This window comes from Aquimarina sp. AWH4_224, assembly GCF_056160245.1.
This window is the reverse complement of the sequence record NZ_JBSWWU010000004.1, coordinates 140,585-161,253: the sequence shown is the minus strand read 5'-3', so window position 1 is coordinate 161,253 and position 20,669 is coordinate 140,585. Positions and strand designations below refer to the sequence as shown.

18 protein-coding genes are annotated in these 20,669 nt (G+C 33.9%); 6 read left to right on the top strand and 12 right to left on the bottom strand.

All coding sequences use genetic code 11. The features are described from left to right. Positions 1-10: 10 nt before the first annotated feature. From ACXAGJ_RS09590 to ACXAGJ_RS09575, 4 genes are all read right to left on the bottom strand, one after another. Positions 11-592, bottom strand: coding sequence for a DUF3332 domain-containing protein (locus ACXAGJ_RS09590; protein ID WP_474839261.1), 582 nt, complete (start codon positions 590-592; stop codon positions 11-13). Positions 593-741: 149 nt separating this feature from the next. Continuing rightward, positions 742-1,002, bottom strand: coding sequence for a 50S ribosomal protein L27 (gene rpmA / locus ACXAGJ_RS09585; RefSeq protein ID WP_073318462.1), 261 nt, complete (start codon positions 1,000-1,002; stop codon positions 742-744). Between the two features lie 52 nt (positions 1,003-1,054). Then, positions 1,055-1,603, bottom strand: coding sequence for a 50S ribosomal protein L21 (gene rplU, locus ACXAGJ_RS09580; protein WP_474839259.1), 549 nt, complete (start codon positions 1,601-1,603; stop codon positions 1,055-1,057). 95 nt (positions 1,604-1,698) lie between these two features. Then, the gene (locus ACXAGJ_RS09575) at positions 1,699-2,172 is read right to left on the bottom strand and encodes a DUF4199 domain-containing protein (protein WP_474839257.1); all 474 of its coding nucleotides are present in this window, start codon (positions 2,170-2,172) and stop codon (positions 1,699-1,701) included. A 174-nt stretch (positions 2,173-2,346) separates the two neighbouring features. On the opposite strand from ACXAGJ_RS09575, the gene ACXAGJ_RS09570 reads away from it, so the two are divergent. Further along, positions 2,347-3,672, top strand: coding sequence for a M16 family metallopeptidase (locus ACXAGJ_RS09570; protein ID WP_474839255.1), 1,326 nt, complete (start codon positions 2,347-2,349; stop codon positions 3,670-3,672). Between the two features lie 17 nt (positions 3,673-3,689). Then, positions 3,690-5,756, top strand: a complete 2,067-nt coding sequence (locus tag ACXAGJ_RS09565) for an insulinase family protein (protein WP_474839254.1) — start codon at positions 3,690-3,692, stop codon at positions 5,754-5,756. Positions 5,757-5,805: 49 nt separating this feature from the next. On the opposite strand, the gene ACXAGJ_RS09560 is transcribed toward ACXAGJ_RS09565, so the two are convergent. From ACXAGJ_RS09560 to mutY, 5 genes are all read right to left on the bottom strand, one after another. After that, positions 5,806-6,681 (bottom strand): DMT family transporter, encoded by an 876-nt coding sequence (locus ACXAGJ_RS09560; protein WP_474839252.1) that lies wholly within the window; start codon positions 6,679-6,681, stop codon positions 5,806-5,808. A gap of 90 nt (positions 6,682-6,771) precedes the next feature. Next, positions 6,772-7,353: a gliding motility lipoprotein GldD gene (gene gldD / locus ACXAGJ_RS09555; RefSeq protein ID WP_474839250.1), complete on the bottom strand. Its 582-nt coding sequence runs from the start codon at positions 7,351-7,353 to the stop codon at positions 6,772-6,774. Next, positions 7,350-8,684 carry a gliding motility-associated protein GldE gene (gldE, locus tag ACXAGJ_RS09550; RefSeq protein ID WP_474839248.1) on the bottom strand — a complete coding sequence of 445 codons (1,335 nt, stop codon included), beginning with the start codon at positions 8,682-8,684 and terminating at the stop codon, positions 7,350-7,352. The genes gldD and gldE overlap by 4 nt, the downstream gene beginning before the upstream one ends. 25 nt (positions 8,685-8,709) lie before the next feature. Next, positions 8,710-9,168, bottom strand: a complete 459-nt coding sequence (locus ACXAGJ_RS09545) for a single-stranded DNA-binding protein (protein ID WP_073318487.1) — start codon at positions 9,166-9,168, stop codon at positions 8,710-8,712. Between the two features lie 39 nt (positions 9,169-9,207). Further along, a complete protein-coding gene (mutY, locus tag ACXAGJ_RS09540; protein ID WP_474839245.1) occupies positions 9,208-10,260 on the bottom strand; it encodes an A/G-specific adenine glycosylase in 1,053 nt (350 codons plus the stop codon). Positions 10,261-10,393: 133 nt separating this feature from the next. Between mutY and ACXAGJ_RS09535 the strand changes: the two genes are divergently transcribed. Both ACXAGJ_RS09535 and ACXAGJ_RS09530 read left to right on the top strand, forming a co-directional pair. Further along, the gene (locus tag ACXAGJ_RS09535) at positions 10,394-10,684 is read left to right on the top strand and encodes an HU family DNA-binding protein (protein ID WP_024768281.1); all 291 of its coding nucleotides are present in this window, start codon (positions 10,394-10,396) and stop codon (positions 10,682-10,684) included. A 287-nt stretch (positions 10,685-10,971) separates the two neighbouring features. After that, positions 10,972-12,510, top strand: a complete 1,539-nt coding sequence (locus ACXAGJ_RS09530; protein WP_474839242.1) for an Rne/Rng family ribonuclease — start codon at positions 10,972-10,974, stop codon at positions 12,508-12,510. Between the two features lie 57 nt (positions 12,511-12,567). Here the strand turns inward: ACXAGJ_RS09530 and ACXAGJ_RS09525 are convergent, their stop codons facing one another. The 3 genes from ACXAGJ_RS09525 to ACXAGJ_RS09515 form a co-directional block, all read right to left on the bottom strand. Then, positions 12,568-14,661 (bottom strand): prolyl oligopeptidase family serine peptidase, encoded by a 2,094-nt coding sequence (locus tag ACXAGJ_RS09525; RefSeq protein WP_474839240.1) that lies wholly within the window; start codon positions 14,659-14,661, stop codon positions 12,568-12,570. 103 nt (positions 14,662-14,764) lie between these two features. After that, the gene (locus ACXAGJ_RS09520; protein ID WP_073318496.1) at positions 14,765-14,953 is read right to left on the bottom strand and encodes a hypothetical protein; all 189 of its coding nucleotides are present in this window, start codon (positions 14,951-14,953) and stop codon (positions 14,765-14,767) included. Positions 14,954-15,129: 176 nt separating this feature from the next. Further along, the gene (locus ACXAGJ_RS09515) at positions 15,130-16,872 is read right to left on the bottom strand and encodes a helix-turn-helix domain-containing protein (RefSeq protein WP_474839238.1); all 1,743 of its coding nucleotides are present in this window, start codon (positions 16,870-16,872) and stop codon (positions 15,130-15,132) included. A 682-nt stretch (positions 16,873-17,554) separates the two neighbouring features. Between ACXAGJ_RS09515 and ACXAGJ_RS09510 the strand changes: the two genes are divergently transcribed. Continuing rightward, a complete protein-coding gene (locus ACXAGJ_RS09510) occupies positions 17,555-19,735 on the top strand; it encodes a lantibiotic dehydratase family protein (RefSeq protein WP_474839236.1) in 2,181 nt (726 codons plus the stop codon). Positions 19,736-19,737: 2 nt separating this feature from the next. Continuing rightward, on the top strand, positions 19,738-20,634 hold the full coding sequence (locus ACXAGJ_RS09505; RefSeq protein ID WP_474839234.1) for a thiopeptide-type bacteriocin biosynthesis protein: 897 nt from the start codon (positions 19,738-19,740) through the stop codon (positions 20,632-20,634). Positions 20,635-20,669 lie beyond the last annotated feature (35 nt).

The following is a 20,669-nucleotide window of genomic DNA, read 5'->3' as shown; positions in this document are numbered from 1 at the left end:
ATATAATCATTTAATCTAACTCTGCTACCAGGCAATCTTCATAAGAAGCAATTTTGTTTTGAATCATTGCTAAACCTTCGCTTCTAGAAGTCATAGGATCTATTTTTACAGCATCCCCATTTGGCAAATGCATTACATAAAATCCGTCTTTAAAAGAAGAAAGTTTGATCACCTCGCCATTAGGCTTTATTGCACTCCATGATTTATGTGTAGGGCTATATACCAAATCCAGTTTATCCCCTTTTCTTTCGCCCTCTATAACCCTTATTTGCATTCTGTTTTTTGTCGCGATCATCTCAAAAGTATTTCCATCTTTTTCAACAACTTGCATCTCCATCTCTCCTTCATTCATTGCTAAAGGATTAGAACCGCTCCAAAATTCAATTACGTTAAAGATTAACACATCCCCAACAAAGAACAATCCATAAACAGGTATGATATTAAACACCCAAAAAATAAGGTTATCCAAGAACTTGCTATCAGTTAATCCATCATTCCAATCTCTAAGACCATTGAATGCCGAGAAAGAACCCAAACAACTAGAAAATAGAATCGAAGCCGACAATAAAGTACACACAGTTAGTTTTTTCATAATTAAGAATTTTAATGATTTATGTAATTAAAGTTAAACTAACTTTTTCGAATACCCTATTTTTTATTCGCTAATTCAAAATATGCAGGAATTAAAAAAACCTTTTCATTTTCATGAAAAGGGTTCCTATATATTACAAAGGAAAGTCCTTATGCTTCAAATGGAACTATAGAAACATAAGATTTATTATCTTTCTTTTTAGTAAACTTTACGATACCATCTACTTTGGCATGTAAGGTGTGATCTTTACCAGCATAAACATTTTCTCCTGGTTTGTGGGCTGTACCTCTTTGTCTTACAATGATGTTACCAGCCACGGCAGCTTGTCCACCAAATATCTTTACACCTAAGCGTTTCGATTCTGATTCTCTACCGTTCTTCGAACTACCAACTCCTTTTTTATGAGCCATTTTCTTTAGGTTTTATATTGTTAATACTAAACAGGGTGTACCTGCTATTTATTTATTTTCCTTGTAAAGCTTCTATTAACTCAGCTTTCTTCATAGAAGAAATTCCTGAAATTCCTTGAGCTTTAGCCATCTCCTTCAATTCAGCTACAGTTTTAGAGCTTAAATCTTCTGCTGCTGTTGCTTTAGGTTTAGCTTCTGCTTTTGGAGCAGCTTCTTTTACTGCTTTTTCAGCTTTCGCCTTAGGTTCTGCTTTTTTAGTCTCTTTCTTAGGAGCAGCTTTCTTAGCTCCAGAAGTTACGATGTCTTCAATAATGATCTCTGTTAGAGATTGACGGTGACCATTCTTCACACGGTAACCTTTACGTCTCTTTTTCTTGAAAACAATAACTTTATCACCTTTTAGGTGTCTTGTAATCTTGGCTCCTACTTGAGCTCCTTCTATAACTGGGGCGCCTAGAGTAACCTTGTCTCCGTCTGCTGCAAGAAGAACTTTATCAAAGGCTACTTTATCACCTTCTTCTCCTGCTAAACGATGTACAAATACTTTTTGGTCTTTCGCAACTTTAAATTGCTGCCCTGCTATCTCTACAATTGCGTACATAGCGTAACGTTTAATTAATTATGTTAAATATAAGAACACGCCTATTCGATAGGCGGGTGCAAATATACTGCTAATTAATTAAATGCCAAATATTTTTACGCCTCAACTGGGGAAGAATGATGATTTTTTCTGGGATTCCAACTTTCCTTAAATAATTGCATAAAGGATAGTGTCAAAACAAAGGTAGTAGCGAATCCCATTATTGCTGCTATAAATACCACTATACCTACACCAACATGGTAATGAGAACTCCAGTTGGCCAGCATTTCTGGCAAGAAGTCGGTTTGAATATTGGTTACGTATACTGCAAAAAACGTAGTAAATATAAGCGTAGCATTAAATCCTGTTAAAAGACCTGTCATAAATCCTTTCTGGTAATCAAACTCTTTTCGCTTTTCCTCTTTATATATTTTCATAGCCCTATAAAGTCCAAAAGCAACAATTATCCCATTTCCAAGACTAAACACAGGGTTGGTTTGCACTCCAAACAAGGATAAAATTAAAAAGTAAGCAATAAGTCCAATTGCTATATAAACACCATACTTAACAGGGATCGCTGACATTTTCATCTCTTCATTTTTTAGGATTTGTAATTTAAAATTAAGAAATTTAAGAGTTTTTTAACCTTAAAAGCTTGTTAATTTATTGTTTTTGAACCTTTTAAACCAAAGTGCTTTTTTTACATGCAAACTGTAACAAAATCACATTTTTTAACACAAATCCATAAAACAAAATTATTACTAATGAAAAAGAAATTTTACGCAATTGCATGTGGGCTTATGATTACTACATTCGCATTTGCACAAGAAGTAGAGTTTACAGAATATGACCTAGACAACGGTCTTCATGTAATTCTACACCAAGAAAACAAAGCTCCGGTAGTAACCGTGGGGGTTATGTATCATGTTGGGGCAAAGGATGAAGAAACAGGAAGAACGGGATTTGCTCATTTCTTTGAGCACTTACTTTTTGAAGGAACCAAAAATATCGAAAGAGGTAAGTGGTTTGATATTGTTTCTGCAAATGGAGGAAGAAATAATGCAAATACCACACAAGACAGAACGTATTATTACGAAACATTACCTTCTAACAATTTAGAATTAGGTTTATGGATGGAATCTGAAAGAATGTTACATCCCGTGATTAATCAAATTGGGGTAGATACACAGAACGAAGTTGTAAAGGAAGAAAAGAGACAACGTATCGATAATGCTCCCTATGGAAAAATTATTTATCAAACTGCCATTGGTAAACACTTATTCAAAAAACACCCATATGGACAGTCTGTAATTGGTAGCATGGCGGATTTGGATGCAGCCAAATTAGATGAATTTATCGCTTTTAATCAAAAGTTTTACAATCCAAATAATGCAACTTTGGTAGTGGCCGGTGACATCCAAATAGAAAGTGCAAAAAAAATGATCGCTGATTATTTTGGAGATATCAAAAACAATGGTGAAAAAATCACAAGAACAGTAATAAAAGAAGACCCAATTACTACCGAAATAAAGGCGACAGAAACCGATGCTAATATTCAGCTTCCTGCAAAAGTATTGGTATATAGAACCCCAAAGCAGACAGACAGAGACACCTATGTTTTAAACTACATCTCTACCATACTTACCGGTGGTAATAGCTCTAGAATGTACAAAAATATGGTAGAGGACAAAAAAGTAGCTTTGCAGGTATTTGCCTTTGCTAATGCGCAAGAAGATTACGGGACATACACCATGGTCGCGCTACCATTAGGACAAGTAGGTTTGGACAAGTTACAAGAGGAAATGGATGCTGAAATCGAGAAATTACAAAACGAATTAATTACAGAAAGAGAATTTCAAAAACTACAAAATCAGTTCGAAAATAACTTTGTAAACTCCAATTCGAGCATAGAAGGTATTGCAAGTTCTTTGGCTACCTACAATGTACTTTATGGTAATACCGATCTTATCAATAAGGAAATTGAAATTTACAGATCTATTACACGAGAGGATATTCAAAAGGTTGCTAAGAAATATCTTAACAAAAACCAACGTCTTAATCTTGATTACGTTTCAGAGTCAAGTAAATAATACAAAGCATCATCGAAATGAAAAAAAATATCATATACTTAGTTGCATTTTTATTGACTGTTATCAGTGCAAATGCGCAGATCGACAGATCTAAAATGCCTAAATCAGGACCTACTCCTACTATTAATTTGGGAGAACCTTTTACTTTTAAAATGGGTAATGGTCTTACCGTTTTGGTTGTAGAAAATCATAAACTACCAAGAGTAAGTATAAGCTTATCTCTAGACAATCCTCCTAACGCTGAAGGTGAAAAAGCAGGAATCAGCGCGATCACTTCCGGAATGATGGGAAAAGGAACGAAAAGCATCGATAAGGATACATTTAACGAAGAAGTAGATTTTCTTGGAGCATCTTTAGATATTGGTACTCAAGGTGGGTTTGCTCAATCTTTGTCAAAATATACGGATCGAATTATCGAATTATTTGCTGACGCCTCCCTTAATCCAAAATTCACACAGGAGGAGCTGGATCTTGAGAAGAAAAAACTCATTGAAGGAATCAAAACCGGAGAAAACAGTGCTGAAGCAGTTGCTCAAAGAGTAAGAGCGGCATTGGCTTATGGTAAAAATCATCCTGCCGGAGAATACATTACAGAAAAAACTGTAAATAATATTAGCCTAAGTGATATAGAAACCTATTACAGAATGAATTTTGTTCCTTCTTCAGCTTATATGGTAATTAGCGGTGATATCACTACAGACAAAGCTAAAAAAGTAGTTGAAAAACATTTTACTTCCTGGACAGCAGGAAAAGCACCCTCTTTTACCTTACCAGAGGTAAGAGATGCTCAATATCGACAAATCAATTTTGTAGATATGCCAAATGCTGTTCAGACTGAGGTAGCTGTTATGAATATCACTGATCTTAAAATAGCGGACGAAGATCACCATGCTGCATTGGTTGCCAACTACATTCTTGGTGGTTCTTTTGGAAGTTACATCAATATGAACTTAAGAGAAGAGCATGGATATACCTACGGAGCCAGAACTAGATTTCCAAGAGAAAAGTATTACAACTCTGCTTTCAGTGCTACTACAAAGGTTAGAAACATGGTTACTGATAGCTCTGTTGTTGAGATTCTAAAAGAAATCAAAAGAATAAGAACAGAAGATGTAGATGACGAGATCCTTAAAAATGCCAAAGCAAAGTTCTTGGGAGAGTTTATTCTAGCTTCTGAAAGCGATAGAACAATTGCCAGAAGAAGTATTAATATCAAAACTCAAGATCTTCCGAAGGATTTTTATGAAACTTTTATCGCAAAAATCAATGCGGTAAATAAAGCAGATATAAAAAGAGTAGCTAACAAATACTTCAATGTAGACAAAGCAAGAATTGTTTTGGTAGGTAAAGGAAGTGATGTACTAGAAAACCTTGAAAAAGTATCTTTTGATGGTAAAAAAGTTCCTATTTTATATTTTGATAAATACGGAAGTAAAACAGAAAAGCCTGATTATAATGCCGCATTACCAGAAGGTGTTACTGGCCAATCTGTGTTAGATACCTATTTTAAAAATATTGGTGGTAAAGAAAAACTAGAAGCAGTGCAATCTGTTTTCACAACTGCAGAAGCTGCATTTAATGGAAACACACTTGGGCTAGTTGCAAAAACTACGGCAAAAAACCAGTCTTTAATCGAAGTAAAATTTGGTGCAATAACTGCGCAAAAAGTAGTTTTTGATGGCACTACTGGATATGTAATGGCTCAAGGACAGCGTATTGATTACACCGAAGACCAAATAAAAGAAGCCAAAACAGATTCTTATCCTTTTTCAGAGCTTAAAAATGCTTCGGCAAAATTAGAGGGCACACAACCTTATGATGGTGGCAAAGCCTATGCTGTAAAATTAAGCGATAAGAAAACAGCATTCTTTGATACCGAAACTGGTTTAAAAGTAAAAGAAGTAACTATACAAGAACAAGGTGGACAAAAAATACCTGTTACGGTAATGTATAGCGATTACAAAGAAGTAAATGGAATTAAATTTCCGTTTACTATATCACAAGCTTTAGGGCCTCAAAAAATTGATTTTGTAGTAAAAGAAATCAAAATCAACGAAGGAGTAACCGACGAGGATTTTAAATAAAATTCCAATAGCATAAATATCATAAAGGTTCGTTTGCAAAAACGGACCTTTATTTATTTCTATTAGTCAAATACACCCCAAAAATTATCACTCCCGAAGCCAATAATTGGTACAAAGAAAATTTTTCATTGTCCCATAACCCCCACACCAGAGCAATAATAGGCATCGTATAGGTTACCGAACTGGCAAATACAGGTGTACTTATTTGTACTAATTTATTAAACATTAGCTTAGCTATCCCGGTACCTATCACTGCCAATACTGCCATATAAGCAATACTCATTTGTATATCACGGTTCGAAAACATTTCACTCCTGAAGAAATCAGCAAAGAAAAGTACAATTAGCGCTGGAAAAAATAGAACTACAAAATTACCATTGGCAATCGCCATCGGAGAAACATGTTGCAAGTACCGTTTGATGATATTTACATTTAGTCCATATCCAAAAGTCGCTATGATCACCAAAAGTGCATACTCATAATTTTGATCGGGATTAATAATTGCGCCCTCCCATATCAAACCAACACAACCAATAAAACCAATGATAACCCCTACCAATTGATTTTTATAAAATCGTGTGGCAAAAAACAATATTCCTAATACAAAGGTGATCAACGGAGTTAGCGAATTCAATATCGAAGTGATACCGCTATCGATTTCAGTTTCGGCAAAAGCAAACAAAAATGCCGGAATAAACGTTCCTACAAGTGCAGAAATGGCAATCCATTTCCATTCCTTGGCTTGAATGGTTTTGATGCTTCTAAAACCTATAGAAAACAAAAACAACGCAGCGAATACTGTTCTTAAAGCCCCCAGTTGCATTGGGGTGAGACCAATTAAGGCTTTTTTGATTAGGATAAATGAACTACCCCAGATAAGAGATAGAACAGCAAGGTAAATCCATTTTACTTTTGTGGTTGGCATGTATTTTCCCCTTAATGTTAAGCAACAAAAATGGTAAAAATCCTGACGACCAGAAGGTGTTTAAAGAGAAAATTAACTTACATTTAGCTTTCATTTATATTCTTCATCCCAACGAAGACTCTCAATCAAATGTTTCATATCGTTTCGCAAGTAATCTGCCGCAGGTAGAATTGAGTCGTAGTTTGGTTTCGCTCTAAAATAAATAGACCCTACAACAAAGTGTTGAACACTATCCGTTAAATAAAACTGAGATTGAGAAGCAGCATCTCCTGTAACCTCATAAAACATACCATACACTTTGTTTTCGACATCGATATAAGGCTCTTGAGTGATTCCATCGGCTTTGATAAAGTGCTCCTGAGTAAGATTCTGAGCGTCTCTTAACAAAGAATCAAGGTTGTTTCCCACTTCGAAATAAGAGATATATAATGTGGCTCTTAGTCTTTTATAATCCAGATCATACCAGCAATTCTTATTCCTTCTGGCTTTTCGCAAATCCGAAAATTCGTTTTTTTCAAATGTATACGGACAAGGAAGCTCTACCTTTTTATATTCAGGTTCGGGATAACTCAATCGTAACATTCCCTTCGGCTTTGGAATTACTTCTCCTCCGCAAGATACCATCAATAAAGATGCGATCACAAATAGTAAGATTCTAAATTCTCGATTCATTCAGTTATAGTTAACTTCACTTGTTTAATTCGTTTTCTATCCAAAGATTCTACTTTGAAAATATAAGCTCCCAAACTAATTTGCTCCCCTCGTTTTGGGAAACTTCCTGATATTTCCAAAAGCAAACCGGCAATAGTCTCTGCATCTCCTTTCCTTTCTTCAAAAATCTTATTGTCTTCTAACTTCAATACCCTGTAAAAATCTTTGAGTGCTGTTCTTCCTTCAAATACATAATTTTGATCATCTAGTTTAGAATACACCAGATCCTCATCATCGAACTCGTCACTAATATCCCCCACAATTTCTTCAATGATATCTTCTAGCGATATAAGTCCACTAGTTCCTCCATATTCATCTACTACAATTGCCAAATGATTCTTCTTATTTTTAAAATCATTGAGAAGATCATCCAATTTTTTATTTTCAGGAACAAAATACGGATCTCTAATTAAACTCACCCAATCAAAGTCCGTTTTACCAATATGTGGTAAAAGATCTTTTGCATAAAGAATGCCCACAACTTTATCTATACTTTCTTCATAAACAGGAATACGAGAATACCCATTTTGAACAATCTCGGGAAGTATTTCTTTGTATTTTGCTTCTGCATTAAGTGCAAAAATATCTATTCTGGGGCGCATCACCTGTTTGGTATCTGTGTTCCCAAAAGAAACGATTCCTTCTAGAATTTTTTTCTCTTCGACAGTAGTATCCTGATCCGAAGTAAGTTCTAACGCCTGAGACAATTGATCTACACTAATATTTGATTTTTGTTTACCCAATCGATTATGAATTCGAACTGTAAATCGACTCATAGGAACACTAATCGGGGTTAATACCCAATCCAATATACCTAGAGGCCTGGACATGAATTTAGCAAACTTCACTTTGTTTCTGCTGGCGTATATTTTTGGTAAAATCTCACCAAAAAGTAAAATCAAAAAAGTAACCACTCCAACCTCAACAAAAAACCGCAATTTGAACCAATCCAAATCAAAGAGCACAATATTATCTAAACTCTTAAAATAGATTTTCCCTAAGGAATCAAACAAAAGTACTATGGCTATGTTGATGAAATTATTGGCTACCAATATCGTTGCCAAAAGTTTCTTCGGTTTATTAAGCAGCTTGGATACTATACTAAGGTTCTTAGAATTCGATGCTTCATCTTCTTCTTTAATATCTGAAGCCGTTAATGAGAATAAGGCAACTTCGCTACCAGAGATTAACGCTGAAAAAACAAGCAGGATTAGTAATGCCACTACATTCAAAGTGTGCATCGCATCAAAAAAGAATAAAAAGGTAAATAAGGGTTCGGGATCAGGGTCCAAATTATATTGGTTTAGTTAAACTTGCTTAGAACGGAAGATCATCTTCTTCCATATCTGGTGTACTGGATGAACCTTGTTGCGGTGTAGCAACAGGAGCATTCATATTTGTTGCTTGCTGAGGAGTCCCCCCAACAGATTGGGCTTCGTTCTTTGGGGTTAGAAAGGTGAAATCTGTACATTGTATTTCTGTACTATATCTATCCTTACCCTGCTCGTCTTGCCATTTTCTGGTTTTTAAACGGCCTTCTATGTATATTTTATCTCCTTTATTAAGATATTTCTCGCAAATTTCCGCTGCTTTATTTCGAACTACGATATTGTGCCATTCGGTGGAGGTCACTCTTTCGCCTGTCGTTTTATTTACATACGAATCATTAGTAGCCAAGGGGAACCTCCCTATGCAACCTCCTCCTTCAAAATAATGCATCTTTACTTCATCTCCTGTATGCCCAATGAGCATTACTTTATTTAGTGTACCTGACATTTTCTGTTTGTTATTAATAGTAAATGTAATAAAAAAGGATCATACCTTAAAAAACGAATCTATAAAATTACCTAACAATATAGGAACCGGATAATTGTGTATTTCTTGACGATTTACATTTTTTTGTATGCCCTGGAGCAGCAGATCTGTATCGGTTTTAATGATAAAAAATCGGGTATAAATATGTTGATGTGATAACTTGTGAACGATTGGTTCTTCTTTGAAGGGAGTAATAACATACTCACCGCCATTTACCATTTCTTTAAACGTTTGTGTTGCCGGAATTGTATCCACAGTGCATTTTTCATCTTCGATTAAAGGGAATTCGTATAAACCTTCCCATATTCCTTTTCCCAAACGTTGTTGTAACACAGTTTGATTGCCGTTATCATAAACCAAGTAGTTGAAATATCTTTTCTTTACCTTTACTTTCTTTAGCTTTACGGGCAATTCTCCTACAGTTCCTTTATCCAAACTTATGCAACTATCATTAAGTGGACAAACAATGCAATACGGATTTTTTGGTTTGCATTGTAGAGCGCCAAATTCCATAATGGCCTGGTTGTAAGTGGCCGGCTGTTCGTGATCCATTAATTGAACGGCTAACTCTTTAAACTCTTTGATACCTGCAGTTGTATTAATAGGAGTAGCGATCCCAAAATATCTAGACAATACTCTATAGACATTACCATCGACAACCGGTGTCGGCTCATCATAACAGATAGAAGCAATTGCACTTGCAGTATAATCTCCAACACCTTTAAGCTCGAGTAGTCCTTTATAAGTATCAGGAAATACACCTTCTAGCTCGTTTACGATATATTTGGCGGTTGCGTGCAAATTTCTTGCCCTGGAATAATACCCCAAACCTTGCCATAATTTTAGTACCTGTTCTTCGGTTGCAGAAGCGAGTTCGAACACTGTCGGAAAAGCCTCTGTAAATGACAAATAATACGGTAATCCTTGCGCAACTCGAGTTTGTTGAAGAATAATTTCACTCAACCAAATTCGATATGGGTCTTTGGTTTTGCGCCATGGCATTGTTCTTTTGTTTTGTAAATACCACGTAATGAGTTTTTTAGAAAATTTCATAGCAAAATTATAGGTTTTGCAAAATTAAAGCATTAAAGATGATAATTTAATCTTAAGTATTGATTTTTTGGAATTTAAATTCTTATATTTGCCCCCTTGAAAATTTAGAAAAACCCCTTAAATAGGAATTATAATGACTAAAGCAGATATCGTAGCAAAAATTTCAGAAAAGCTAGGAATTGAAAAAGGAGATGTACAAGCAACAGTTGAAACTTTTATGGAAGAAGTAAAAAGTTCTTTAGAAAGTGGAGACAATGTTTACCTAAGAGGATTTGGTAGCTTTATCATCAAAACAAGAGCAGAAAAAACTGGACGTAATATTTCTAAAAATACTACCATCAAAATTCCTGCACACAACATCCCTGCATTTAAGCCTGCTAAAGTATTCGTAGAAGGTGTAAAGACGAATGTAGAAGTAAAGTAATAAAGAATAGTAATAAATAAACAATAGTACACTATGCCAAGTGGTAAAAAACGTAAAAGACACAAGGTAGCGACGCACAAGCGTAAAAAAAGAAGAAGAGCTAATCGCCACAAGAAAAAGTAGTTTCTAACTACTTTTTTCGTTTAAAAGTTCTTTGAAATCGAAATAAAGACACTACACTTCGGCTACCAAAATGTAGGCTTTGTTTCAACGGAATTCTAAAAAATTCCTGTGAAAAAATTGTTTAATCCATTCCGATAACCATCGGGATAAAAATCTAATTAAGAGTGAACAAAGAATTGATCATTAGATCTGGTTCCTCTACAGATTTTGCCTTATTAAAGGATGGAAAACTCATTGAATTACACAAGGAAGAAGATGACAGTAATTTTTCGGTTGGTGATATTTTTATTGCCAAAATCCGTAAGTCTGTCCCTGGGTTAAATGCCGCATTTGTAAATGTTGGTTATGAAAAAGATGCCTTTCTGCATTATCACGACCTGGGTCCTCAAGTATCTTCTTTGCTTAAATTCATTAAACGTGTAAGCACAGGTAAATTAAAAAACTATTCTCTGAAGGATTTTCCTTTTGAGAACGATATTGATAAGCACGGTATTATTACCAATGTGCTTAAATCAAATCAATCGCTATTAGTACAAATAGTAAAAGAGCCAATATCTACCAAAGGCCCAAGAATAAGCTCTGAGCTTTCTATAGCCGGAAGATATATAGTCTTAGTTCCTTTCTCGAACCGGATTTCTATTTCTCAAAAAATAGAATCTTCAGAAGAAAAAGAACGCTTAAAAAGACTTGTAAAAAGCATTAAGCCCAAAGGTTTTGGTATTATTGTTCGTACTGTAGCAGAAGGCAAGAAAGTAGCAGAACTAGATAAAGATTTGCAAAATCTGATGGACCGCTGGAAAGCAATGTGTAAAAAATTATACAAAGCACACCATCCATCAAAAGTATTGGGTGAAATGAACAGAGCATCCTCGATTTTGAGAGATGTATTCAATGATACCTTTACTTCGATAGTTGTAGATGACGAAGAGCTCTACAATCGAATAAAAGAGTATCTGCAAGAAATTGCACCCAAAAAAGAATCAATAGTCAAACTTCATAATGCAAGAGTACCTATTTTTGAAAAATACGGTATCGAAAGACAGATAAAAACTAGTTTTGGCAAAACCGTATCGATGAGCAAAGGAGCTTATTTGGTAATAGAACATACCGAAGCCATGCACGTTATCGATGTAAATAGCGGTAACCGATCAAATAAAGCCAAAAATCAAGAAGACACTGCTCTCGAAGTTAATCTAATCAGCGCTGCCGAAGTTGCACGGCAATTACGCCTTAGAGACATGGGTGGTATTATAGTTGTCGATTTTATCGATATGAATAATGCCGAAAATCGTAGAACCCTTTTTAATCATCTTCGGGAAGAGATGAAAGATGATAGGGCAAAGCATAAGATTTTACCCCCTAGTAAATTTGGATTGATTCAAATTACGCGACAACGCGTACGACCAGAAATGAACATTAAAACCCGCGAGGTAGACCCTAGCGGTATCAATGGCGAAATTGAGGCGCCAATTGTTCTAGTAGATAAAATAAAGGTCGAATTAGAAAAATTAATTAAAAAAGAGCATAAGAAGATAACGCTGAGTGCGCATCCTTTTATAGCCGCTTTTTTAACCAAAGGATTTCCATCTACCCGTTCAAAATGGTTTTTTGACCATAAAAAATGGGTGAAGATTGTACCTAGAGACGCTTACACGTATTTAGAATATCATTTTCACGATAAAAATGGTGATGTGATAAAATAACAGAAACCCAGTTCGTAAACGAACTGGGTTTTTTGTTTATTACTAATTTTGAATCTATCAGCTTTTTATCTGATAATCAGGATGTCCAGTTTGCCACAGGGCAAAAGATAAAATGGTGGCGAACCTTTCAAATTCTTTTCGTTTTGTGTCATCTATCCCATGTCCTGCTTCAGCATCGATCAACAACAAATTATGAGTATTTTTTGAGGTATTTGCAGCCTTCAATCTTGCCCCAAACTTGATAGAATTCCAAACAGGAACTCTTGGATCGTTTAACCCAGCAGTTAATAATGTTGAAGGGTACTTTTCTCCTCTATCATTAATATGATGATAAGAATCCATCTCCAACAACCCCTGAAATTCTTCTGGATCATTAATATCACCCAGTTCTTTCGCAATATTTGCTCCATTTGCATCTTCCATAGATCTAATTACATTAAGAGCACCAAATTCTACAATAGCAGCCTTAAATAAATCAGGGCGTTCGGTTATTGATCTACCAATTAAGATTCCTCCAGCACTCCCACTCCAAATAGCCATTTTTTCTGGAGAGGTAAATTTGTTTTCTATTAAAAATTCTGCGCAAGAGATAAAATCTTTCCAAGTATTAGGTTTGGTTATCTTATACCCTCCTTTATGCCATGCATCACCCTTTTCTCCTCCTCCTCGTATGTGAGCAATAGCATAAATACCTCCTTCCATTACCCATAATAATCTTCTTAAAGAGAAAGAAGGTTCCATAGAAATTCCAAAAGCACCATATCCATCCATCATTACAATGTTCTTCCCGTCTTTTTTTAATCCTTTGTTATAAATTAATGATAAAGGAATTTTTTTACCATCATGTGCAGTTACTTCAATTTCCTCTACGATAATATTCTTGATTTTTTGATTCTCAAAAGGAACACTTACAGAGTTATCCTTGAGAACACCTTGTTTGTATTCGTAACTCTTATTATCCGTTGTCCATCCCTTGGCCGTAATCCATAATTCTGGATCATCATATCCTTTGGACCTTATGCCAATATCTCCATAGGTTTCTGGAAGTTCTATTTCTCCAAAACCATTTCCTTCTTGCTTATACAGACTAGCCTTTACACCGTTCTTATTGGTAACAAAATACAATCCGTCATTGGTGATAGCAAAATCAGTGATTACCTTATCCTCAAACTCATTAACCAGGACTACAGGATTCTCAAAATCTGGATTTGAAATTGATGTTTTACAAATTTTGAAATTAGGAGCATCTTTGGATGTTCTATATATTAAGGAATCTCCTTTTACAAAGAATATTTTAATTTGATCTGTCTTTTTAAACAGTGGAATCCAGCTTTTCTCTCCTACATCAGATATGAGCTGATAATAAGAATCATAATAATCTAACCCTCCAGAAACTTTCCCAATCAGGTATTTGCTTTTCGAATTTTCTAAAGTTACTATTGGAAAATCTTCTTCATTAATATCCAGATCTTTATTATTCTCTTTTGAAAAAACAGTTTGTATCTCAAAAGAAGGATTAGTAATATCAAACAATACAGATTTGGTATTTTTTAGAAAACCTTCTTTATTTTGATCTACTACCGGGTGATGTAAATAAATAAACTGAAAATTATTTGGCAACCATTTTATCCCTCCAACCGAAGGCCAGGTATTTGTAATAGATCTTTGATACTGTTTCCCAGTATTTACGTCCAAAATGATCAATTCTGAGATTTCCTTACCTTTTTCAGTAAGGCTAACAACAATCTTTGAACCATCCCAATTAGGAGCAATGTAATTGATTAGAAATTCGGTGTTGGAGGTGTTTTTAAAATTCTTTGGATCGTACAAAAGTATTTCGTCCTCACTAAAAGAGGCTTTATAATAAAGTTTAGAAACATTTTCATTTGACATTCGTTTCAGATAAAAATGTTTGCCATTCTCGGTGATACGACGTCTGGAAATTTTGAATTTTTTATTAGCATCATATTCTATCTGTTTATCAATTAGAAAATTCAGCTTTTCTATTCTTTTCAATATACTTTTGGAGCTTTCGTTTTCTCTTTCGATCCAACTCTTAATCTCTAGATCCTCCAGATTTTCAGCATAACTGTAAGGGTCCTTTATTTTATGACCGTGATAACTGTTGGTAACTACTCTTGGTTGAAGCATATTGTCCTTAGAATTTTTGCATCCAACTATCAATAAAAGAAGTAATGTGATTTTAATAATACGCATATAAAATATCGAACCCATAATTATGACGACTTACGAATTACTTAATAATTGATACTGGGTTACCTAAAGTCTTTGTCCAAGTAATTGAAATACCACTACCATCATCATCATCGCCTCCATTTGTATCATCTCCGTTATTTCCACCTTTTATAGCATTAAGATTATCTAATCTTGAGATTTGTAATTTTTTTAGACTCAGCTTGTTTTGGATGAATGTTTTTTTCATGACTTAAAATTTAATTCGATTAATACTGATTCAAAAGTATAGATTAACTCCAAAAAAAGATCTGATTTACATGGCCCAGATGTCTGTTTTCATGAATTCCGAGTCTGTTTTCAAGGAAAATAAAATGTAAACCCCTGTTTATCAGTAGTTTTTATTCTCGTAGAATTTGATCGCCATTACTTGTTTTTCACTTTTTTCTCTAATTGTTTCAGAAAAAAAGAAGGGTAAATACCTGTTCTTTTGTGAAAGGATTTGGAAAATGCCTCGGTAGTGTTAAATCCAATCTCATTGGCGATAGCTTTGATTGTATATTTCCTGAACTTAGAATCCAATTTAAGTTTTTCTACTACAAAATCAATTCTTAGATCATTAACATAATTACTGAAGCTCTTATTTTTATAACTATTAATGATTTTTGATAGGTATTTAGAATTTGTCTTCAGTTCCTTTGATAATATACTTACAGTAAGATTGGGTTCTAAAAACTTCTCCTTTTCCTCAAAAGAGCCAAGTTTTCTCAAAATATCCTCTACAATAACATCTGATATTCCAATATCCTGAGGTTGCTTATTTTCGTATTTCTCAACAGTCGAGGGCCCTTTCTCTTGTTTTTCAAATAGTTCCTGAAATCTTGTTTGATAGATTTTTTTCTTCTTATTGTTTTTGACCAAGAAAAATATGACCAGAAATAATAGCGAGGATAAAACTATAATGACTATTATTCTATTTTTTTTATTCTTTTCCAAAGAATCAATTATCTCCTGTTTCTCCCGAATTAAGTTTGGCGTAGAATATTCTTCATTAATCTTTTTATACAATTGCTTAAAATCCTTGTTGAGTATATTATCAAATTTTAATAACCTGTCTATATAATACAATTGTTTTTCAGTATCTCCTTTTTCTCTATAGCTTTTAATCAATAATTCATATGCCGGTCGTAAATCAGCAAAGAAATTTTCTTTTTCGAAAGTAACAGAATCTACAGTTTTTAAATATTCTATAGATTCATCTATTCTACCTAATTCATAATAGGTTTTACCCAAATACAAATCTGCAACCGTTAGTATAACGTCATTCAATTCATTCTTCCTGTCCTTATATATATGTTTTAATTTGGAAATACTATCCAGGGAAGTTTGATATTCTTCTCTATAAAAGTGAGTCATTCCCGAAGACAATAAGAAATTTCCATACAACACACTATCTCCGAGCTTAAGAGATAATGCTATACCTTTTTTATTTTCATAATATGCAGAATCATAAATTTGATTGTTATTATAAGAATCGCCCAGAGCAAATATGGATTTTAAATAATCATATTTGTTCTCTGGATTTGCATCAAATTTCTTTTTGTAGTAATCTTTTATGGTCTTGAAAATCTCTAAGTTTTCATTGTATTCTCCTAAGTTGTTTTTCAACAAAGCAATAAAATACTTTATTCGATATTGCTGATCAATATTATTGCTTTTATTGGCATAAAGATTGGCCTTTACCAGTTCTTCCATAGACTCCTTGTACCTTCCATTTGCTCCAAGTCTATTTGCTTTGAACAAAAATGCTTTTGCAGGATATTCGAAATCTTCTTTGTTAACTGTGATATCAATTATACTATCTGCATAAGAAAGGGATGTAAGGTGCGGAACTATTTGTGCAATCATGTAATATCCATCTGCCTGCTTAATTACATCATTATCTAATTTTGCTTTCTTTAAAAAGGCTTCTGCATATTTTTTTGACAATATGGAGTCTGCAAAATACTTGTCATATTGTGAATTTAATTCACTGTAATCCTTTTTATGTAAAGAATCAGTATCCGATTCGACGGTAACTTGAGCTTTAATTTCATAAATCCCAACCAAAAAAAACAAAACAAAAGCCGTGCAAACATTTATTTTGGTTGAATAGTATTTCTTTCTCATTAAACAGTAGATTTTATTCCAAGAGTCTTTTTAAATATAATAACTCATGGACCTCATATTGTTAAGGAACAAAAGTTGATAAACAATTAAACATAGTATGCTATTACATTTTTTCTAATAAGTACTTTTTTCCTGCTTAAATGTTGCTAAGCGTAACGTATACAGAAATACATTTTTAGTTTCAGGTGTATACATATCTCCAACTAAACTGTTAGAGCTAATAATACTCCTGATGAATTCACTTCAGAATTTCAAAGGTAGGTTGGGGTAGAATACTATCAAAAAGATATCCTAAAATTTTAGACTCAAAGCCTAATCAACCATTCTATATCCAATTAATAGGATATAAAGATACCATTTTCTCTTTTAGTTTCCATTTTATTCTCCACATATCACAATTATCTCAAAATCAGTATTTTAAAATCATTTATTGAAGTCTGAATTCTTGGAATACAGACTCTGAATTCTTGGAATACAGACTTTCTTCACTTGTTTTCACCCTTTTTCTCGATCTATATTTGAACCAACAATAACGCTAAAAGCATTTAAAAAAAGAACATGATAACAGTTGTTATAAATTTTCTTTTAAGGTTCAATCTAGAAGTAAGCAAAGTCATAAAGATTTATACTGATCTTCTATAAGCAACGAAAAAACAGTTCTAATAAATCACAAATCATCATCATGCGACAAGAAATGACAGAAACATATACACTAGCTAAAGATTACGTTTTACGAACGCACAATCTTTCTACAAATGAAGTTTCCAGACTGGACGTGAACAGCATAAAAGAATTGTGTGCCTCTCCTATTGTTTCTGAAGCGATATTTCTAGCCTCTCCTGAATTACATCAGGAAATGACCAAGTATCTTAAAGGGAAAACGATGAAGAATGAGGATAAATTAGTTCAATCCTTACTAAAATATCTTTTGCGTATGGGCCATCGTTGTACTCCATTCGGGTTATTTAGCGGTTGCTCTCTTGGCCAAATTGCTGAAACAACGAACATTGAACTAGACGCGTCTACAGAACATAAAAGATTCACTCGTATAGACATGAGTTACATATGCTCATTGGTTCAACAATTGGAAAAAACTCATGAAATACGAAAGGAACTAAAGTACTACCCTAACACAAGTCTTTATCCTGTTGGAAATAAATTACGCTATATAGAATATAGATATAAAGGGACCAACAGAAGACACTATACAGTATCAATTGATAATTCTGAATATATAAACCTTATATTAAAGAAGGCTACCAAAGGAGCAAATATCGAAGAATTGGCACAATTTATTGTAGAGCCCGATATTTCTATCGACGATGCAAAAACCTTTATCAATCAGTTAATTGACAACCAGATTTTAATAAGCTCTATTTCGCCATCGGTAACTGGAGAAAACTATCTTCAAATACTAATGGATAAAATACCAGATCAAGACACCAAAAATCGATTACATACGATTGATGAATTACTCAAGAAACTGGATAGTAACACTTACGAAAACAACTTCACCTATTACAAGCAATTAACTGATATCCTAGATTCTTTTGAAATTGCTTATAACAAAAAATTCTTGTTTCAAACCGATTTAACGATTTCCACACAACAAAACACACTATCAGATAAAATAGTAAAAGATATCCATAAAGGTGTTGAGATTCTTAACAAACTTGTTCCGTATCAAGAAGATGAAAAACTAACAAAATTCAGACGAAAGTTTTTTGACATGTTTGAAGAAGAACAAGTCCCTCTGTCATTGGCATTGGATGTAGAGACAGGTGTTGGCTACGGTTTTAATAGCGAGGAAGATTATGATATATCTCCATTAATTAACGATTTAAATTTATCTACCAGCAACCGTATCGCCGATCATAAAAAAATCAAGTGGACAAAAACCGATAGCTTCTTAAATAAAAAACTAATGGAGTTAGAAAAAGACGCTATTGAAATGTTGATTACAGACAATGATCTTGATAGTTTCAAGGAAAACTGGAATAATTTGCCTCTGTCTTTTACTGCTATCATCCATCTACTCAATAATGATAATGACAGTCCCTTAATTAATATGTCTTATGTTGGTGGAGCCTCTGCTACCTATATGCTAGGAAGGTTTACTCAAGCTGATAAAAATATTGAACAATTCCTAAAGAAAATAACACAAAAAGAAAGTGAGGAAAGAGATGTTGTATTTGCAGAAATTGCCCATCTCCCCGAAAAAAGAACAGGCAATATAATAAACAGAAGTCATCTAAGAACTCATGAAATTCCGTACTTAACAAAAAGTACTTTACCAAGTGAACAACAAATAGCCATAGATGATATCTGGGTGTCTGTAGAGCAAGATAGAATCGTACTGTTTTCTAAAAAGCTCAATAAAGAAGTTATCCCTCGTATGGCAACAGCTCATAATTTCTCTTATAACTCTTTACCCATTTATCACTTTCTATGTGATATACAAACGCAGCACTTACGTGACAATCTAGTGTTTGAATGGCGCAACGCAGCTATAAATAGAGATTTTCTACCGAGAATACGCTATAAAAACATCATTATTTCGCTAGCCCAATGGCGTGTAGGAAAAAAAGAGATTCAAAAAATTATACAACTCGATGATTTAACCGAATGGCGAAAAGAAAAGAAGTTACCTCAAAAAATAATGTTACGTGATGATGATAATGAGTTGGTGATTGATCTAGAGCATCCTTTGAGTGTAAAGGCCTTTTTATCAACAATAAAAAACAGACAACAAATTACATTGGTAGAGTATCTGTTTGATGAAAAAAATCCACTGGTGACGAGACAAGGAAAAGCATTTTGTAATGAGTTGTTTTTTTCATTTGTGAAACAAAATAAGATATGATTATGGACTCTAAAACACAACGATATTTTTTTATAGGCAGTGAGTGGCTCTATTACAAATTATATATGGGTTCTCGAATCTCGGATATCTTTTTGACATCGACCCTTACTCCTATAGCCAATGAATTACTAAAGCAAGAGATAATAGACAAATGGTTTTTCATTAACTATAAAGACCCCGAAAGACATGTACGTATTCGTTTCCGGGTTATAGATCCCAAAAACCTCAACTATGTAATCCAAATATTGCACAAAGCTATAAACAGCTATGTAAATGAGAAAACAATTAATAAGGTGGTAATAGATACATACAAGAGAGAATTAGAACGATATGGCACCGAAACCATCGAAGAATCTGAATCTATATTTTTCATCAATAGCAGGTTAATTGTTTATCTCATCTCTCGAGTTACCAATGATAATCAAAGATGGTTGTGGGGCATGAAAACCATAGACACTTTTCTAGATGCCTGGAATATGAGTATAGAACAAAAAAGAGATTTTTTTGAAGGTCTTAAAAAAGGGTTTGATAGGGAGATGGGAGCCACCACAGATATTAATCGTCAATTATCTATGAAATTTAGAAATAACCGAGGGGACATCAATACGATATTAGAGCAAAACAGTGATCAGGAATTCGATATGGTGTTGCAGAATTATTTCAAACAAACTAGAGAGATTGTTTCTCAAATCCTAACCAAAAGAAAAGCAATCGAACCCAAATTAAATATTGCAGACCTATTAGGCAGTTACATACATATGCACTGTAATCGATTATTCAAGTCTAATCAGAGGTTAAACGAATGGGTACTTTACAATTATTTGTTCCAGTACTACCGAAGTAAAGCAGCACAGATGAAAAGTGAAACATCTAAGAAAATATTAATAGCACAGGAGTAAACCGAAAATCCTTTAAAGAGTAGGTAAATTTTAAA

Excerpts from the sequence above, each read along its gene's own strand:
- ACXAGJ_RS09590 (WP_474839261.1), bottom strand. The coding sequence starts at position 592 with ATGAAAAAACTAACTGTGTGTACTTTATTGTCGGCTTCGATTCTATTT.
- rpmA (WP_073318462.1), bottom strand. The coding sequence starts at position 1,002 with ATGGCTCATAAAAAAGGAGTTGGTAGTTCGAAGAACGGTAGAGAATCA.
- rplU (WP_474839259.1), bottom strand. The coding sequence starts at position 1,603 with ATGTACGCAATTGTAGAGATAGCAGGGCAGCAATTTAAAGTTGCGAAA.
- ACXAGJ_RS09575 (WP_474839257.1), bottom strand. The coding sequence starts at position 2,172 with ATGAAAATGTCAGCGATCCCTGTTAAGTATGGTGTTTATATAGCAATT.
- ACXAGJ_RS09570 (WP_474839255.1), top strand. The coding sequence starts at position 2,347 with ATGAAAAAGAAATTTTACGCAATTGCATGTGGGCTTATGATTACTACA.
- ACXAGJ_RS09565 (WP_474839254.1), top strand. The coding sequence starts at position 3,690 with ATGAAAAAAAATATCATATACTTAGTTGCATTTTTATTGACTGTTATC.
- ACXAGJ_RS09560 (WP_474839252.1), bottom strand. The coding sequence starts at position 6,681 with ATGCCAACCACAAAAGTAAAATGGATTTACCTTGCTGTTCTATCTCTT.
- gldD (WP_474839250.1), bottom strand. The coding sequence starts at position 7,353 with ATGAATCGAGAATTTAGAATCTTACTATTTGTGATCGCATCTTTATTG.
- ACXAGJ_RS09545 (WP_073318487.1), bottom strand. The coding sequence starts at position 9,168 with ATGTCAGGTACACTAAATAAAGTAATGCTCATTGGGCATACAGGAGAT.
- mutY (WP_474839245.1), bottom strand. The coding sequence starts at position 10,260 with ATGAAATTTTCTAAAAAACTCATTACGTGGTATTTACAAAACAAAAGA.
- ACXAGJ_RS09535 (WP_024768281.1), top strand. The coding sequence starts at position 10,394 with ATGACTAAAGCAGATATCGTAGCAAAAATTTCAGAAAAGCTAGGAATT.
- ACXAGJ_RS09525 (WP_474839240.1), bottom strand. The coding sequence starts at position 14,661 with ATGCTTCAACCAAGAGTAGTTACCAACAGTTATCACGGTCATAAAATA.
- ACXAGJ_RS09520 (WP_073318496.1), bottom strand. The coding sequence starts at position 14,953 with ATGAAAAAAACATTCATCCAAAACAAGCTGAGTCTAAAAAAATTACAA.
- ACXAGJ_RS09515 (WP_474839238.1), bottom strand. The coding sequence starts at position 16,872 with ATGAGAAAGAAATACTATTCAACCAAAATAAATGTTTGCACGGCTTTT.
- ACXAGJ_RS09510 (WP_474839236.1), top strand. The coding sequence starts at position 17,555 with ATGCGACAAGAAATGACAGAAACATATACACTAGCTAAAGATTACGTT.
- ACXAGJ_RS09505 (WP_474839234.1), top strand. The coding sequence starts at position 19,738 with ATGGACTCTAAAACACAACGATATTTTTTTATAGGCAGTGAGTGGCTC.